The organism is Armatimonadota bacterium (assembly GCA_035527535.1).
In the GTDB taxonomy this organism is placed as follows: domain Bacteria; phylum Armatimonadota; class Hebobacteria.
The window spans coordinates 1-16284 of record DATLAK010000140.1 but is presented as its reverse complement, the minus strand read 5'-3'; the positions used below and the strand labels follow the sequence as shown (position 1 = coordinate 16284).

Sequence of the window (16284 nt, the reverse complement as noted above, 5' to 3'; positions counted from 1 at the left end):
CGCGGCCGCGGCCGTCAGCGCGGGTGGGAGGCCAGGCGGTGCGCGACCGCAGCCCTGACAGTGGCCCAGGCGCGCGCGCCGAGCAGGCTCAGCACCACGCCGAATACGAGCTCCGCGGCCTCGGGCCGGCCCAGCACCGGGAATGCGCCGTTCCCGAGCTGGTCGAACAGGGTCGCGAAGAGAGCCAGCAGCAGCCCCAGCCCAATGAGCATGGAAACCCAGACCGCCGCCCCCACACGCCGCGGATGGTCGCGCAGAAACGACAGGCCCGCGCCGCAGTCACAGCATGTGTCAGCCCACTCGGGCTGCTCGCTCAGGCAGTCCGGACAAATCACCGCAGTCCCCCTGCAACTCCACCACGAAGAATATTCCACATTCCATGGCGGAAGAGCGACCCGGCAGACGGGCCAGGGGCCGGTCGCTTCGCGCGGACCGCAGGTATCGCATCGCCCGCGGCGAACTGGCGCGTCGAGGCCGCTCAGGGGGCAAACACGTGAAATCGTCAGCGCGACTCCGAGCGCCGGTGCCGGTGCTAATAGTCGGCTGGATTGGTGTTTACTATGGCGCCATCCGAGGCGTGTCTGCGCTGTCGCACGCAGGGGATGCCATTGCCCACGGTCGCGACCTCCAGACAGCGACGCAGGAGGCGTGGCTGCTCGGGTGGGCCGCGCTGGTATTGCTGGCGTCCATCGCCTTGCTGCGGCGGCGCCAGTGGGGGTGGGCGGTCCTCATGACGCTTTACCTGTGGGTCTTCCTCGGTGTCGTCGCGAGGGGGGCTGGGCTGGTGGCACTTGCCGCTGCGCAGCGCAAAGGAGACCTGGCGGAGATCCCGCTCGGGGCCATGGTCGCTTACGCAGCCGCGCCGGTCGTGTACCGGCTCTTCCTTCTGGTGCCTGTCATCACGGCGGCCGCCCTACTCGCGTTCAGGCAGGTGCGATGGTGGTTGGGCCTGGATCGCAAGGCCGAATACCACTGGGCGGCGGTCGGCACCCTTCTCGTTGTCGGGACTGTGTGGTCGGCGCTCGCCGCCGCCGGCGGGCGGATCCCCGCCGAGTTGGCTGCGCCCGTATCGCCCTGGATGAGGGCCGCGGGCATCCTCGCTTGCCTCGGCATGTGGTCCGCGGCGCTGCTTGTCATTCGCCGCCGGCCGCTTGGAATCGCCATCGCCGCGGGCGCCTACATCATCGCCGCCGTCGTGCTGGCGACTGCGCTGGCGTCGCATCATCAGGCGGCCTTGCAACGGCTAACATACTACGCCCTTACGCCCGGCGGAGCAGGGCGCGGGTTGGACGTGGCGCGGGTGACGGAACGGTTCTCAGCGCACGCATCAGCCGGGCTGCTGCTCCTTATGCTGGCATCGCTCGCCGCGCTTCTGACATGGGGACGGTGCGTCCTCGCGCGCCCGGAGTTCATCGAGGTGAAGGAGAGCGACGCCGATACGGAGCCCCGGCCGAGCCTGGGCGAGCGGCTTCGTGCCCACTCTTGGCGCGGACTGCTCGCAGGGCTGTGGCTTGACCGGATGGACGAGCCTTCGCTCCACGCCCTGGTGCTCTTCCTTGGCGCGCTGGGCGTGGGGCTTAGCGCGACTGAGGGCATTGCCTTCGGGGCGCTCGTGCCAAGGTCTCTCCTGCTCGAGTTCGGCTTCGGGGTGCTGATGCAGGCGGCCCTTGTGGGCCTGATAGTAGTGCTAGTACTGCTAGGTATACGCCGGCGCCGAGTCGCCTGGCCGCGGTGGACTGCTACCGTGGTGATAGCGGTGTTGATCCTGCTGTCGTGGCGCTACGTGGACGTCCCTTTTGCGCGGTGGTGCGACTTCGGCCTGCGGATCAAGATTACGTCCACCGTCGGGCTGGACGAGCTGGAATCGTGGGGCCTCCGGCTGCTTGAGACGGAAGGCAAGCGGCTGGGCAAAGACGCTTCGTTCAGTGAGATCTATGTCCACGGCAGGGGCAAGGTGCATCTCGTCTCGAAGGCCATCCGCGACTTGCGTCCCTCGTACATCTGGATCAGGGACGACTACGAGGGGCGGCAGTGGGTGCTCGTCGTGTTCGGAGGCGGGTTCTATCACTGGGGCGTCTATGTCGGCCCGCGGAACACGGATGTCCCGCCCGACTTCCAGGGCGGGACGTCGTATCTCTGGCGACCCGGCATCTACGGTTACCAGGAAGGCGGGTCGGACTGAGTCCGTGCAGATTGGCGCAGGCCGGAAACCGGCGGCATCACTGTCGAGGCTAAGGGGAGCCGCACCATCGCACGCACATGAGGGCGACCGCCTGCGCGGCCTGCACCACCTGGCGGAAGTCCACCTTCTCTCCCACCGCGTGCGCGTCGGCGACGCTGCCGGCCCCGAAGACGATGGTCGGCATCCCGCCGCGGTGGTGGTAAAGGCGCGCGTCACAGCTCACGTTCCAGCCGTAAACCTCGGACCCCAGCCCCAGCTCGCGGCACGCCGCCGCCAACGCCGCGACCGCGGGGTGATCGGGGTCGTCGGCGTAAGCGTCGTTATGCAGCTTGGGGAAGTCCAGCTCGTAATGGGCGCGCGTCCACTGGTCGGCGGCCGACTCGATGACCTCGCGCAGTTCGCGCTTGATGTCTTCCATGCGCTTGTTGGTCAGAAACCCCACGCCGCCCTCGAGCACTGACTCCCCTGCCACCGTTGACGGCCAGTCGCCCGCGCGCATGATGCCGAGGTTGACCTGCACCGGCCGCTGGTAGCGCTCGAACTGCGGCTGCCCCGCGCTCTCGGCGACGATGCGCTGCTCGTACTTGCGCAGCGCCGGAAACAAGGCCGCGGTCTTCTCGATGGCGTTGACGCCTTCATGCGCCCGCCCCATGTGCACCGACTTGCCGGTTACCCGCAGGCGGAACCATAGCGCGCCGCGATTGGCGGGGTGGATATCGAGGTTGGTGCCCTCCATGATGAGCGCGGCGTCCGCGCGATAACCCTGCTTGATGAGCGCGAGCGCGCCGTTGCCGCCGACCTCTTCGTCAATGACGAATTGCGACTGCACGTCGCCGCGCAGTCCCACCCCGGCGTCGTCGAGCGCCTGCAGGGCAAGGATGATAGCCGCGACCTGCCCCTTGGCGTCACATGCGCCGCGGCCGATGATGGTGTCGCCGTCAACCACGGGCGCGAAAGCCTCACCCCATGACGGAGGCGCGGGCACGACATCGAGATGGCTCTGCACGATCAGGCTGTGGCCCCCGCCCGTGCCGCGCCGCAGCGCGACGACGTTGGGGCGATCTTGATAGCTCAGTTCCTGGTCGGCGAAGGTGTAGTCGGGGTCGTGCTTGAGATCCGCGGGAACGGGTACTGCCGCGACCTTCACCTCCAGCCCGCGGCAGCGCTCCAGAACCAGGTCGGCGGCGGGGCGCTCATTGCCAGTGGTGCTGGGGATGCGGATGAGGTCGAGCAGGAAGCCGCGGGCCTCGTCGGCGCCGGCTTCGACCGCCCGGCACAACCTGCATTCGATTTCATTCATTGGAACCACCATGTGGCGGCACATGATCCGGGTCGAACCTGAACAGCTCCGCCGCGTTGCGCCCCAGGATGCGCAGCTTGTCGGCCTCGGTGATCTGGGCGAAGGCGACGCGGCCGAGCTGGGGCCGCGGGTCGAGAAACGTCATGTCGGTGCCGAAGAGGATGCGCCCGGCGCCGACCTTCTCCACCGCCAGCTCGAGCGCCCCGAACAGCAGCGGCGAGCCGGTGAGGTCGAGATGGACGTTGGGCCGCCGCGCCGCCAGCTCCAGTGCCGCCTGCATCTGCTCGGGTGCGCTGAGCGCGTGCGCGACCACCACCTGCGCCCGCCCATAGCGCTCCGCCGGCTGCGCCAGATGAAGCACCGCGTCGTGGCACAGCACCGGCAGCTCGCGCTCGTCGGCGAACTCCCACGCGGGCGCGTAGCCGGGGCCGTCGCTGGGATGCTGGTGCATGTCGGCGTGGAGCTTGACGCCCAGAAAACGCTCGGTCGCCCAGCGCTGCTCCAGCTCGCGGCGCATGTCACCCGCAGGGTAATTGGGATTGACCGCGACGTAGCCGAAAATGCGCCCGGGGAAGGCCGCGGCGGCGCGGTCCACCTCGTCATTGCCGAAGACGAAGTCCGGCCCGATGCCGGCGAGGCCGGAGGCGATGCAGGCGTTGATGCCGAGGCGATCCATGGTGCGGAGCATGCCTTCGGCGTCGCCGCTGGGGAGGTGGAAGGCGTGCCATCGCCCCAGGTGCCCGTGCGCGTCCACGACCAGCAGGTCGTCGAGGGTCTCGCCGGCGCGGACGCGTTCGCGCAGCGATGTCATGCCGCCTCCCCCAGCAGCCGCCGCAGGTTGCCGCCGGCGATGAGAGCCTTATCGGTTTCGGGCAGGTCGGCGTAGGCGATGGCGGCTATAGGGCCGCCGGGGGTGAAATGGGGCAGGGCGGAGCCGAACAGCAGGCGCCCGGCGCCGAAGCGGCGCGCGCAGTCGGCGAGGCCGTCGTGGGCCACGAAGAGGCCGATCTCCAGGTGCAAGTTGACGTGCCGCGCCAGCAGCGGATAGAGGCTGCGATGCGCGCGGTAGTTCACGCGCAGCAGGATCAGTGGCAGGTCGGGATGGGCTTCACAGACCGCGTTCACTTCCTCCCACGTCGTTTCGTCGTGGTCAAGCAGGACCGGTACGCGCCGGCCTGCCAGCGCCGCCAGCAGCTCCCCGGCGCACCACGGCGCCAGGCTGTAGCCGTGGGTCCGTGGAAACAGCCGCACCGCCGCCACGCCCTGCGCCGCCACCGCGTCGCACAGTTCAGCGGGCGGGGGCAGCTCGCCGGTGTGGTGCGGCATCACCACCCAGCACGGCGACAGGCGCTCGCGCCCCGCCAGCTCGCGCGCGAGGGCGGCGTTGCCGGTTGCGGGGTCGAGCTCTTTGCTCAGGGCGTGGAAGACGAGCGCGCGTCCAATCCCGCAGCGTTCTAACTCCTGCTCCAGCGCGGCGGCCTCCCAGAACTGGCCGGGCTGGGGCCGGCCGAACCGCCCCACCATGCAGTTGCAGTCGAAGAAGTCCATGTCAGAACAGGTTGTGGAACGCCTCGCGGGCGGTGTCGCCGCGGACGGCGATGGTGCGCGCGTCGAGGCGGCGCCGGTCGGTGCGGTTCGGGTGATCCGCGAGCGCGGTGTGCTTGAAGCGCAGGATGATCTCCACCGGCCGGCCGAGGTCCAGCGGCGGCACCTTCCCCAGCTTGCCCATCGCCGCTTGGGCGCGCTCGCGAATGAGGCGGCGCACCACCGCCGGAGGCTTGACCCGCGCGCAGCTGCGTCCGAAGCCGACCTTGGTCACCGCCACCTCGACCTCGGCGCCGAGCAGGTCGCGGGCCTCGTCACATACCGCCTGGTCACCCGTCACCAGCACGCAGGGCACCCCCAGTTCGCCGGCGATGGCGGCCGCGAATCCCATCTCTCCCAGCGGCCGCCCGTTGACCCGCATTTCCTCCCACGCCTGCGGTGACTGCGTATGCTCCAACACCGCCCGCGCGGTGCCCGCCATCGCGTGCGCGCCCACCTGGAACATGCCGTCGAAGCCGGCGTCAAGCTCCTCCAAGTACACCGGCTGGGGCCCGCCCATGACATACTCCGCCGCCTCGTGCGCCTCATCGAGGAGCAGATTATAGCCGCCGTTGGCGCCGTGGCCGTCGCGCACGACGACCTCTGTTGCTCCGCCCGCGAGTGCGCCCTCGACCGCCGCGTTGACCTCCAGGGTCAGCCAGCGACGGGCATCCTCGTAGCGCGGGCTGCCGGGCACGAGCTGCGCGTCGTCAACCACCCCGCCCACGCCCTCAAGATCGGTCAGGATGTATATCTTCATGTCGGCCCTCGAGGCCGCGGGGCGGCCTACAGCACATGTCATTCCTCGCTCGCTTCTCTTCCGCGGACATGGACCGGCAGGCGGCCCTCACACCGCCCCCGGTTGGCCGGTGCGCAGGCTTTCCTCGGCGGCGCACGCGATCCGCGTCACCGCCAGGCCGTCCGCGCCGGTGGCGAACACCCCCCGCAAGTTTTCGAGTGTTCCCCCGTCCTTGAGGAAAGCGACGTTATTGGCGAAGTCGGCGATGCTCTCGATGCCATAGCCCAGCCACGCGGTGTTGCCGTGCCTATCCGTGGTTTCGCGCAGAAACCCCAGGTTGTGGGTTTGCATGCCGGCCGCGGCGAAGCACGAGCGCGCGCCGCGATCCTGCGAATCCACCTCCATGATGCCCTCGGTCCCCACCAGCCGGATACCCTGGTTGACGATCGCCTCGAACCGGTCGGGCAGGATCCACGATGTGTCGAAGGTCACCACCGCGCCGTTTGCGAACTCGACCTGCGCCTGCACGCTGTCATAGGTATCTATGCCCAGGCCGGCGAGCTTTCTCTTCTGCCCGCGCGCGAACACCGACTTGGCGTCCGCCTTGAAAACCCAGCGCACGAGGTCGTAGAAGTGCACCCCCAGGAACCACACCGGCGACGACTTCGGCGCCCACTGCGGAAACCAGTCGCGCGGCACCTCGATGCGATCCTCCATGTGGCAGTAGCCGTAGAGCACCTGGCCCAGGTTGCCCTCGCGCACCAGGCGCTCCAGCTCCAGGTGATACGGGTCATAGCGCTTGTGGAAGTCCACCTGCAGGAGCAGCCCCGCCTGCTTGGCGACCGCGACCATCTCCTCGCAACCCTCAACCGTCACGTCCAGGGGCTTCTCGACCAACACGTGCTTGCCCGCGGCGAGCGCGTCCAGCGTCACCTGGCGATGGGCGAAATCGGGGGTGACGACGCTGACGGCGTCCAACTCCTCGCGCTCCAGCATCTCGCGGTGGTCGGCATAGGGGCGGAAGCCGAACTGCCGTGCCATCTCCGCCAGCCGCGCGGCATTGAGGTCCGCGGCTGCCACGAGCTGCGCGACCCCCTCACGCTCCGTCTGCGCGAACGCGCGCAGGTGGTTCACCCCGAACGTTCCGACCCCCACTACCCCGATCTTGACCACAACTACCTCCGACATGCTCGAGACAGGATTAGACCACCAAGGCACGAAGAACACCCGGATCCGGCTTGGTGTCTTTGTGTCTTCGTGGTTCAGCTATCCCCCGTAGCCGCCGAGAGCGTCGCGTCGAGGATGTCCACGCCGGTGTCGAGCTCCTGCTCCGTGATAACCAGCGGCGGCGCGAGGCGCAGGACATTGCCGTAAGACCCGATGGGCGCGATCATCAGCAGCCCGCGCTGACACGCCTCCAGGACGACCCGTTGAGCGAGCTCGGCGTCGGGCTGCTTGGTCGCCTGGTCCTTGACTATCTCCAGCCCCCACACCAGGCCCATGCCGCGGGCATCGCCCAGGCACGGATGCTTCTTCATCATCTCGTCGAAGCGCGGCCCCAGGTGCTCGCCCAGGCGGGCGGCGTTCTCGGGGAGCTTCTCCTCGATGATGACGTCAATGTTGGCCAGCGCGGCGCGCGCGCCGAGAGGATTACCGCCGTGGGTGCTGGACATGGAGCCGGGGCCGAGGGCGTCCATGATGCGCGCCTCGCCGACCACTGCCGCAACCGGCAGCGTGCTGGAGATGCCCTTGCCCAGGCACAGGAGGTTCGGCGTCACCTGGTAGTGCTGGAAGCCGAACAGCTTGCCCGTGCGCCCGAAGGATGCCTGCACCTCGTCAATGATGAGGACGATGTCGCGCGCGCGGCACCAGCGGTCGAGCTTCGCCATCCACTCCGGCGGCGGGATGATCGAGCCCGCACCCCCCTGGTAGGTCTCGGTGATGACGGCCGCGATGTCGGATTCGGTTTCCGTCTCGACGAACCAGTCGAGGTAGTCGAAGCACCAGGTGTCGCATTGGGGATAGGTCTTATCGAAGACGCAGCGATAGCAGTGGGCGAACGGCGCCAGATAGACCTGCGGCAGGAACGGCCCGAACCCCCGCGTGCCGGCGCCGCTGCGCTTGCCGCCGGCGGACATGGCGCCGTAGGTGCGCCCGTGGAACGCGCCCTGGAAGGCGATGATCTCCTTGCGCCCGGTGTGCTTGCGCGCCATCTTCATCGCCGCCTCGGTGGTCTCGGAGCCGGTGGTGAGGATGAAGGCGCGATCGAGGTTGGGGGGCGTGATCTCCACCAGCTTGCGGGCCAGCGCCGGGCGGTACTGGTTGACGAAGTCGTAGCAGTTGATGACGCGGCCGGCCTGCTCCCGGATCTCCTTCACGATGCGCGGGTGGGAATGCCCGGCGTTGGCGACCAGCACGCCGGAGGAGAAATCGAGAAAAGTGTTGCCGTCAACATCGGTGACCCATACGCCGCGCGCGTCGGCCCATACCACTGGCGGCTGCTCGCTCATGGAGCGCGGCTCGTACTGGCGCGACAGCTCCAGGTATGCGCGGGCCTTGGGCCCGGGTATCTCGGTCACCAGCTTGATCACGGGTTTCTTCCGCTAGCCAGTTTCGGCGCGACCGAACCCAAGACCTGCCCGGGAGGGCGTCTTACCGCCGAGTGCGCGGAAAGCGCGGACCAGGACTGAGTGTAAGGGCGGTTCGCGAACCGCCTCTACGACCGCACGGCGATGGCGATGCCCGCCGCCACCAGCCCTACGCCCAGCAGCAGCAGCCAGGTCAGCGGCTCGCCCAGCAGCAGGTGGCTCAACACCACCCCCCACAGCGGCGCCGAGAAGGCGAACACCGACAGCTTGCTCGCCGCCACCCGCTGCATCATGACCGCCCAGACAGTGAACGAGAAGGCGCCGACGATGATGCCCATGTAGGCGACCGCGCCGAGCACGGCGGGAGTGGGTCGGATGTGCACCAGCCCCTCGAACGCCAGACCGTAAGCCAGGAGCAGGAGCCCGCAGATGCTCATTTGCGCGAACATCATCTTGAACGGGCTGATGCGCGCCACCGCGTCCTTGAAGTACGCGATCTGAAACCCGAGGATGACCGCGCTCAGGATGAGCGCGAGGTCGCCGCGCAGCATCGTCGTCGGCTCGCGCCCCCAGCGGTCGCCGAACACCGCCGCGATCCCCGCGAAACCCACGGCGATGCCCAGCGCTTTGCCCGCGGACAGCCGATCATCCGCCAGGTAGAAATGCGCGCAGAGCGCCACGAAGATGGGGAAGGCGTTGATCAGCACCGCTCCGTGGCTGGCGTTGCTCCAGAAGACGCCGAGGTGGAAGGTCGCGATCTGCACGGTGAACAGCAGCCCGTTGACCAGCAGCGGCGGCAGCTCCTGCCGCGTCGGCCGCAGGGGCTCCCGCCGCCACGCGCACCACGCGGCCAGCCCCAGCACGCCCAGGGTGAAGCGCAGCCCTGCCAGCCCGATGGGCGGGATGCGGGTGAGCGCGAACTTGGCCGCCACCGGATTGCCGCCCCACAGCGCGTACAGGAACAGCGCGATGGCGGCGACGCTCGCCGGCACTCCGGCAGGCCCGCCTGCGGCGGGCCGGTGGCGGGTAGTCGTGCAGTCAGTGTCCATGATCAGTCAACTCCGCGGCGGGCGAGCTACGACCGCGCGGCGATGGCGATGCCCACCACCACCAGCGCCATGCCGGCGACGAGCTTGCCCGTCAGCGGCTCGCCCAGGAACAGATGGCTCAGGATGACGCCCCACACCGGCACCGAGAACCCGAAGACGGTCAGCCGGCTTACCGCTACCCGCCGCACCAGCACCGCCCACGCCATGAAGCCGAAGGCGCCGATGACGATGCCCTGGTAGGCGACGGCGGCCAGCGCCAGTGCGTCCGGCCGCGCCGTCAGCAGCCCCTCCGCCAGGACGCTGTAGGTAAAATACGCCGGCAGGCAGATGGTCATCTGCGCGAAGATGATCTTGTACGAGCTGACGCGCCCGATGATGCTCTTGAAGTAGGTGTTCTGCGCCCCGACCAGGACCGCGCTGGCGACGAACAGGAGATCGCCCTGCAGCATGGTTGGCGATGCTCGCCCCCAGCGATCGAAGAATGTGACCGCCACGCCGGCGAAGCCCAGGGCGACGCCGAGCGCCGTGCCCGCGGACAGCCGATCGCCCGCCAGGTAGAAATGCGCGAAGATCGCTACGAAGATGGGAAAGGAGTTCACCAGCACCGCGCCGTGGCTGGCGCTGCTCCACGACAGGCCCAGGTAGAACGTCGCGATCTGCATGCAGAACACGAGCCCGTTGACCGCCAGCAGCGGCGCCTCGCGCGCCGACGGCAGCAGCGGCTCGCGCCGCAGCGCGCACCACGCCGCTAGGCCGGCGCCCGCCAGCGCAAACCGCAGCGCCGCCACCCCGATGGGCGGCAGGGTCACGAGCGCAACCTTCACCGCCACGGGATTGGCGCCCCACAGGGCGTACAGCAAGAGCGCGGTCGCGGCGACGTCCAAGGGCACCGCCGGTGCCCGAGCCGCGACCGGCGCGGCGGACGGGGATGTGGATTCGCGGTCCATAGTGGGGGCTGGAAGGGCGACGTGACTTACCTCCACGGCAGCCGCCGACGCGGATCGGGATTCGCGGGGAGCGCGCGCGGCGGGCCGTCAGGCCCTGCTATGCCAGTAGCTCCCGGAAATGCGCCACGTCGCGGCGCAGCACCTCGCGCCACTGCGCGGGGTCGTAGTGACCCATGGATTCGTCCTCGATGCACAGGTCCCCGTCATAGCCGGCCGCGCGCAGAAGCCGGATGACGCGGCGATGGTCAATGTCGCCCTCGTCGAACGGGGCGACGTATTCGCCGTATTTCCACCCCAGGTCGCGCTGCTGGTTGCGCAGCTCTGCGGGGTAGGCGATGTTCTTGCAGTGGGTGTGCTTGGCGCGCGGCGCGAAGTGCTCGAGGATCTCGTAAACCCGATCCAGCGGATGCCCCGCCCAGTAGAAGTTGCCGGTGTCGAGGGTCATGCCGAAGCGCGGCGAGCCCACCGCCGCGAACAGCGCGTCCAGCCACGCCGGGTCATTGCCCTGGAAGCCGTGATTCTCGATCCCCAGCGCAACCGGCGTCTCCTCGGTCTCCCGCAGCACGCGCGTGACCGCGGCGGCGACGCGGGCGACGCGCTCGTCGAACGGCAGCTCGCGCTGGCCGGTCATATTCGAGTCCACGCGCACCGTCGCCATGCCCAGCCCCTGCGCCGCGCGCACCGCGCTCACCACCCACTGCACCTCGGCCTCCGCCTCCGGCTGGTTGAAGTCGGTGAGCAGCAGCAGCGCCGTTGCCCGCACCCGGTGCTGCGCCAGGTGGTCCCGGTACTGCTTCACCGCGTCGGGCGAATCGAGGGGCCGGCGCGCGCTCCCGTCTGCGGGCGTCAGGGGCGCCACCGTGCAGTCGCGCTCGAAGCGCAGCTCCACCGCCTCCACGCCGAGATCGTCGAGCGCCTCTTTGAGCGAGGGGTAGGTGCCGCCCCACAGCGCGACGTCGTCGCGAATCGAAATATACATGTCCACTCCTTCCAGACCGTCCCGGCTGGTGCAAGTGTCATCGGGTATGACGAAAAGTGGGCGTGGCAAGAAACTCCTCTCCCTATTCAGGGAGAGGATCGAGGAGAGGGTAGAATGCCTCGCCGCTCACCTTCACCCGGCCCGCCGACAGGGTGCCGACCTCTCCCTAAAGGGAGAGGCGTTGACCCTGCACACCCACGGAAACAGGTCACACCCGTATCATTCCCCGGTGGCCGCGCCGTCACCTGCCGGCGACGACGACTTCCTCGTAGTCCGAAAACGCCTGCGGGGGCGGGAGTTGCCCTTCGCCTTCCAACGGGCCGGCGAGGTGCAGGAATCCGGTCAGTACCTCTGAAACAGCTTCCCCCACTTGGTATCGAGCGCCTCCCGGACGCGGCCGGAGCCGACGCACGGGTACCAGTACACGTCATGGTAGAGGATGGAGGCGAGGTAGGACCACGGCGCCAGCACCGTCCGCAGCAGCAGCTTCTCCAGTGGCTTGAGCGGCCCCCAGTAGATCATCTTCTGGCCGCGGCTGGCGAAGGTGTTCTGGGCGCGGTGGAAGCCGAAGTTGACCCCGATGAGGTCCTCGCCGACGACTTCGATCTCGGTCGGGTTTCCGCAGCCCAGGCCCCGCTCGTGCGCAATGCGGATGAAGTCCAGGGACATGGGGTCGAACCCCATCATCTTCGCCGCGATGGCGTCTATCGCCACCTGGTCGGCGCTCGCCAGGATGAAATCCTTCTCGTAGGGCACCATGCAGCGCGGGCCCGGGCCGTCGCCGGCGAAGGTGCCGTCCATGACCGCGAAGATGCCGGAATGGATCTCCTGCTGGATGGTCAGCAGGTCCACCAGGGTCTCGTGAATGACCGAGTGCGTCCAGTGGCGCCGCTCGTGCAGCAGCCCGCCGAAGGCGTTCTTCATGGCCCCGGTCATGGTGGTGAAGACGTGGGTCTTCATGGTCGGCAGGTGGATGATGTTCTCGCCCATCATGCGCTTGGGGAGGTGGATGCCGTCGGGGAAGATCTCGGGCAGCACCAGCATCTCGCCGCGCGGCTGGTAGATGATCCACTCTTCCGTCGGCTCGTAGAGGTGAATGTTGCGCAGGCCGTACTTCTCGATCACCGGCTTGTGCTTGTTGGCGACCTCGCCGCGCTTGGCGCTGACCACCACCGTGCGGTTGTGGCAGCCGTGAATCAGCTCGCGCTGGTAGCCGTCGTCGAGCATGGCCTTGATCACGCCCTCGAGCTGCCACGGCGCGGTCGAGCACGCCGGGTACCAGTGATGCCAGGAGATGTTGATCTTGAGCGCGGTGTCCTTATCCTTGGGCAGGTAACGTTCGTAGTCGGCCATGCGCATCAGGCGGCCGTAGTCGTCGAGCACGGTCTCGGGCGTGGTCTTCAGAATTGCCACTTTGGGTCGGGGCATGTGCGCCTCCCGGGGGCTAGGTGTAAAGCACCAGCCCCACCGCCGCCAGCCACAGCACCAGGTTCACCAGCATCGGCAGGTCCCCCAGCGCGATCCGCTCGGGTGCTCCCCCCTCCCGGCGCTGGTGGATGAGGTAGAGATAGCGGAAGATGCCGAAGAGGACGAAGGGCATGGTGTACACCAGGTTGTGGGTGTGGAACTTCTCCACCGTGTCGGGCGACATGGTGTAGAGAGCGTAGGCGATGACGGTGGAGGTGGTGGCCACCGCGATCATCTGGTCGAGCAGTTGGGGGCTGTAGTGGGCGAGGCTGGCGCGATGGTCGCCCGCGCCCGCCTCCAGCACCACCAGCTCGTGGCGGCGCTTGCTCAGCGCCAAGAACAGCGCCAGGAATATGGTCACCACCAGCAGCCACGGCGAGATGTCAACCGCAATCGCCGCCGCCCCCGCCGCCGCGCGAATCACAAAACCCACGGCGATGGACATGACGTCAACAATCGCCACATGCTTGAACCAATAGGTGTAGGCGAGATTGAGCGCGTAGTAGCCGAGCGCCAGCAGCCCGAACTCGGGGCGCAGTGCGAACGCCAGCGCCAGGCTCGCCACTGCCAGCGTCGGCGCCGCCGCCCACGCCAGCCTCATCGGCAGCCGCCCCGACGCCAGCGGCCGCAGCCGCTTCGACGGGTGGCGCCGGTCGCGCTCCAGGTCGCCCAGGTCGTTGAGCAGGTACACGCTCGAAGACAGCGCGCAGAACAGGGCGAACGCGGCCACCGAGATTGCGAGCATCCTCAAGTCGAGGAAGCTCTGCGAGAAGATGATGCCGGCGAAAACGATGCCGTTCTTCAGCCACTGGCGCGGTCGCAGCGCCTCGGCAACCGCTCGCGCGGTTTCGAGTGCTGTCTGCTGGGCCATGGGAACCGCCTAGCTCTGCCGCTCGCTCATCGGCGCCGCCTGCCCAGGCGATGCGAGCGACTACCAGTCTCTTCCACGGCAGGCGCCTTCTTTCCTCCAGCGGCGCCCGCCCGGCGCCGGCTTGGCAAAAGGAGCACCCGCCGCCGCACAGAAAGAGTCTGCGCCCAGCCGCTACCCCGACTGGCGGGCGATGTCCGCGGCCGCAGGCACGGGGTGCTGGATCGTGCTTCCGCGCGCCGCCTGCCATGCGTCTCCGGCGCGCTGGAGGGCGTTGCCATCATGCGTTGGTTGCTGGAGCGAATAGCCGGCGTCGCCTGCCACGGTCTGGACGCGCGTTCCCTCTGCGTCGGCGGAGAGGTCCTGCCCTTCTGCGGGCGGTGCACCGGGTTCTACATCGGCATCGCCGCCACGGCGCTCGCCCTTGCGGGCGCCGGTCGCCTGCGGCGGCATCGCCTGCCGTCGGCGCCGACGATTGCCCTGCTCTGCGTGCCGTGGGCGATGTCGGGGGCGGCGCGGCTGCTGGAGATGGGCGGGTACGATGTCGCAGGCAACCTCGGGCGCGCCCTCCTGGGCTTTGCGTGCGGCGCGAGCGCCACCATGCTGTTGGCGCCGCTGTGGGCGCGCGTGCTGTGGCCGCAGGGCTCACCCCCACGCCGCTCGGCGGCAGCCACTGTCGGGTTGGCCGCGCTCATGGCAGCGGTGGGATTGGCGGCGGTCGCAGGCATCCCACCCGCGGCGCGATATTACCTGGCGGCGGTCGCGACCGCAGTCGGATTCCTGACCGCCGCGACTGCGGTCAATGCGCTGGTGTTGGTGGCGATCATGGCGCGTGGGGACGGCGGCTTCCGACTCGTGCGAGCCGCGCTTCCGGCCTGCGCCGCGGCCGTCGAGATCGCCGGGCTGTCCATGATGGGGTCCTGGCTGCGGGTCTGGTGAGCGCGGGGACGCGCATACACATATCGCGAGGAGTCGAGAAATGAACTGTCCCAAGCACCCCGAGCGGCAGGCCGAGTTCATGTGCGCTGAGTGCGGGCGCGAGGTTTGCGCCGGCTGCATCGAGGATCGCGCCGGGAAATGCGTCTGCGGCGACTGCGCGGCCAAGCTGGGAACGGAAGCGGGCGGCGCACCGCCCCCGGAGCCGCCGGCGGCCCAGCCTGCGGCCGCCATCCCGTCGCAGTGGCCGCCCTCGGCGCCCCCTCCGCCACCCTATCGCCCCGCAGGGGTGGGGCCGAGCGGCGTCTCCATCGCCTCCATGGTCTGCGGCATCCTCAGCTTCGTCTGCTGCTGCGGCGGCGGGCTGAGTCTGGTGTTGGGCGTGACCGCGGTGATACTGGGCGCGATCGCCCTTGGTTCCGCCCAGCCCGAGCCGATGCGCGCGGCCGGCCGCCCCTATGCCATCGCCGGCATCATCACCGGCAGCCTGGCGATCGTGTTCTTCGTCTTGGCGATCATCGGCGCCATCGCCTTCAGGGAGCTGATGCCACAGTGGTTCCGGCGCCCGCTGCCGCCGCCGTTCCGGGTGTAGCCGCCACGGGGAGCAGGCGGTAGCCGCCGGCGCCGAGGGCGCGCGTGCCAACGATATGACAACTCACCCCGTGACTGATTTCCATACTCACGCTTTCCCCGACCGCGTGGCCGCGAAGGCGATGGAGGTGCTCGAAGGCACCTATGAGGCGTCGAGCCACAGCGATGCCACGCTCGCGGGCCTGCGGCGCTCGATGGCGGCGGCGGTGATAGTTCACTCGGTGGTAGTGCCGGTGGCGACCTCGCCTGCGCAGGTGCGCTCCATCACCGACTGGGCGGCCGCCAACTCGGGGCCCGACCTCACCATCTTCGGCTCCCTGCACCCCGCCATGGATGACCCGGCCGCCGAGGTTGCCCGCATGCGCGAGCTGGGCCTGCGCGGTGTCAAGTTCCACTCGGAGTTCCAGCGATTCCACCCCGATGAAGAGCGCATGTTTCCGATCTACGACGCCCTGCGCGCGGCGGGGATGATCGCCTTCTTCCATGCCGGCAATGAGATCAAGGCGCTGCCCGAAGTGCGGGCCACCCCGGGTCGCATCGCCCGCGCGCTCGACGCGTTCCCCGGGATGACGGTGATTGCCGCTCACATGGGGGCCTACCTGCAATGGGACGAGGTATGGGAGTTCCTGGTCGGCCGCGACCTCTATTTCGACACCAGCTTCTGCCTGCACAAGCTGGGCACCCAGCGGTTCGTGGACATCGTCCGCGCCCACGGGGCGCAGCGCGTCCTCTTCGGCACCGACTCGCCGTGGGCGGATCAGGCGACGGCGCTCACCGCCCTCCGCGCCCTGCCGCTGAGCGACGACGAGCGGCGCCTGATTCTGCACGACAACGCCGCCAGGCTGCTGAAAAACGGGGACTGGCTATAGATTCCTCCGGGAATCTGTTGCCTGTCCCTGTTTTTCCCTGCACTCTAACCCAGATTATGCATTCCGAGCGTGAAGAGCTCACCCAACGGGTGTGTCATCCCGAGCAACGCGAGGGATCCCCTACCGGGGTTGCTCGCGGCTGGAATCGCTGATCTTGCGCATCCCCGATAGGGGATTCCTCGGGC

16 protein-coding genes are annotated in these 16284 nt (G+C 68.7%); 4 read left to right on the top strand and 12 right to left on the bottom strand.

The window, feature by feature from the left end; genetic code table 11:
• Positions 1-14: 14 nt before the first annotated feature.
• Entirely contained in the window at positions 15-335 is a 321-nt protein-coding gene (locus VM221_10080; GenBank protein ID HUT75163.1) for a hypothetical protein, read from the bottom strand.
• A 242-nt stretch (positions 336-577) separates the two neighbouring features.
• Between VM221_10080 and VM221_10075 the strand changes: the two genes are divergently transcribed.
• Positions 578-2182, top strand: a complete 1605-nt coding sequence (locus VM221_10075; GenBank protein ID HUT75162.1) for a hypothetical protein — start codon at positions 578-580, stop codon at positions 2180-2182.
• Between the two features lie 49 nt (positions 2183-2231).
• On the opposite strand, the gene VM221_10070 is transcribed toward VM221_10075, so the two are convergent.
• The 11 genes from VM221_10070 to VM221_10020 all read right to left on the bottom strand — a co-directional run bounded on the left by VM221_10070 (position 2232) and on the right by VM221_10020 (position 13706).
• On the bottom strand, positions 2232-3482 hold the full coding sequence (locus tag VM221_10070) for an ArgE/DapE family deacylase (GenBank protein ID HUT75161.1): 1251 nt from the start codon (positions 3480-3482) through the stop codon (positions 2232-2234).
• Positions 3475-4293 carry an amidohydrolase family protein gene (locus tag VM221_10065; protein HUT75160.1) on the bottom strand — a complete coding sequence of 273 codons (819 nt, stop codon included), beginning with the start codon at positions 4291-4293 and terminating at the stop codon, positions 3475-3477. Before VM221_10065 ends, VM221_10070 begins: the two co-directional genes overlap by 8 nt.
• Positions 4290-5030: an amidohydrolase family protein gene (locus VM221_10060; protein HUT75159.1), complete on the bottom strand. Its 741-nt coding sequence runs from the start codon at positions 5028-5030 to the stop codon at positions 4290-4292. The genes VM221_10065 and VM221_10060 overlap by 4 nt, the downstream gene beginning before the upstream one ends.
• A 1-nt stretch (position 5031) precedes the next feature.
• Entirely contained in the window at positions 5032-5826 is a 795-nt protein-coding gene (locus VM221_10055) for a M55 family metallopeptidase (protein ID HUT75158.1), read from the bottom strand.
• Between the two features lie 87 nt (positions 5827-5913).
• Positions 5914-6978 carry a Gfo/Idh/MocA family oxidoreductase gene (locus VM221_10050; protein HUT75157.1) on the bottom strand — a complete coding sequence of 355 codons (1065 nt, stop codon included), beginning with the start codon at positions 6976-6978 and terminating at the stop codon, positions 5914-5916.
• An 89-nt stretch (positions 6979-7067) separates the two neighbouring features.
• A complete protein-coding gene (locus VM221_10045; GenBank protein HUT75156.1) occupies positions 7068-8396 on the bottom strand; it encodes an aspartate aminotransferase family protein in 1329 nt (442 codons plus the stop codon).
• Between the two features lie 125 nt (positions 8397-8521).
• The gene (locus tag VM221_10040) at positions 8522-9442 is read right to left on the bottom strand and encodes a DMT family transporter (GenBank protein ID HUT75155.1); all 921 of its coding nucleotides are present in this window, start codon (positions 9440-9442) and stop codon (positions 8522-8524) included.
• Positions 9443-9468: 26 nt separating this feature from the next.
• The gene (locus VM221_10035) at positions 9469-10326 is read right to left on the bottom strand and encodes a DMT family transporter (protein HUT75154.1); all 858 of its coding nucleotides are present in this window, start codon (positions 10324-10326) and stop codon (positions 9469-9471) included.
• Between the two features lie 160 nt (positions 10327-10486).
• Complete coding sequence (locus VM221_10030) at positions 10487-11368, bottom strand: sugar phosphate isomerase/epimerase family protein (protein ID HUT75153.1); 882 nt, start codon at positions 11366-11368, stop codon at positions 10487-10489.
• A gap of 342 nt (positions 11369-11710) precedes the next feature.
• Positions 11711-12796, bottom strand: coding sequence for a DUF362 domain-containing protein (locus VM221_10025; GenBank protein ID HUT75152.1), 1086 nt, complete (start codon positions 12794-12796; stop codon positions 11711-11713).
• A 16-nt stretch (positions 12797-12812) separates the two neighbouring features.
• Positions 12813-13706: a decaprenyl-phosphate phosphoribosyltransferase gene (locus VM221_10020; protein HUT75151.1), complete on the bottom strand. Its 894-nt coding sequence runs from the start codon at positions 13704-13706 to the stop codon at positions 12813-12815.
• Between the two features lie 213 nt (positions 13707-13919).
• Here VM221_10020 and VM221_10015 point away from each other — a divergent pair, with 213 nt between their 5' ends.
• From VM221_10015 to VM221_10005, 3 genes are read left to right on the top strand one after another with little or no spacing between them, the layout of a single operon-like run.
• Entirely contained in the window at positions 13920-14642 is a 723-nt protein-coding gene (locus VM221_10015; protein ID HUT75150.1) for a DUF2085 domain-containing protein, read from the top strand.
• Positions 14643-14682: 40 nt separating this feature from the next.
• Entirely contained in the window at positions 14683-15231 is a 549-nt protein-coding gene (locus VM221_10010) for a DUF4190 domain-containing protein (protein HUT75149.1), read from the top strand.
• Positions 15232-15286: 55 nt separating this feature from the next.
• A complete protein-coding gene (locus VM221_10005; protein ID HUT75148.1) occupies positions 15287-16099 on the top strand; it encodes an amidohydrolase family protein in 813 nt (270 codons plus the stop codon).
• Positions 16100-16284: the final 185 nt, after the last annotated feature.

Coding starts and splice junctions, on each gene's coding strand:
- VM221_10040 (HUT75155.1), bottom strand. CDS start 9,442: ATGGACACTGACTGCACGACTACCCGCCACCGGCCCGCCGCAGGCGGG.
- VM221_10060 (HUT75159.1), bottom strand. CDS start 5,030: ATGGACTTCTTCGACTGCAACTGCATGGTGGGGCGGTTCGGCCGGCCC.
- VM221_10025 (HUT75152.1), bottom strand. CDS start 12,796: ATGCCCCGACCCAAAGTGGCAATTCTGAAGACCACGCCCGAGACCGTG.
- VM221_10020 (HUT75151.1), bottom strand. CDS start 13,706: ATGGCCCAGCAGACAGCACTCGAAACCGCGCGAGCGGTTGCCGAGGCG.
- VM221_10010 (HUT75149.1), top strand. CDS start 14,683: ATGAACTGTCCCAAGCACCCCGAGCGGCAGGCCGAGTTCATGTGCGCT.
- VM221_10070 (HUT75161.1), bottom strand. CDS start 3,482: ATGAATGAAATCGAATGCAGGTTGTGCCGGGCGGTCGAAGCCGGCGCC.
- VM221_10005 (HUT75148.1), top strand. CDS start 15,287: ATGACAACTCACCCCGTGACTGATTTCCATACTCACGCTTTCCCCGAC.
- VM221_10030 (HUT75153.1), bottom strand. CDS start 11,368: ATGTATATTTCGATTCGCGACGACGTCGCGCTGTGGGGCGGCACCTAC.
- VM221_10065 (HUT75160.1), bottom strand. CDS start 4,293: ATGACATCGCTGCGCGAACGCGTCCGCGCCGGCGAGACCCTCGACGAC.
- VM221_10055 (HUT75158.1), bottom strand. CDS start 5,826: ATGAAGATATACATCCTGACCGATCTTGAGGGCGTGGGCGGGGTGGTT.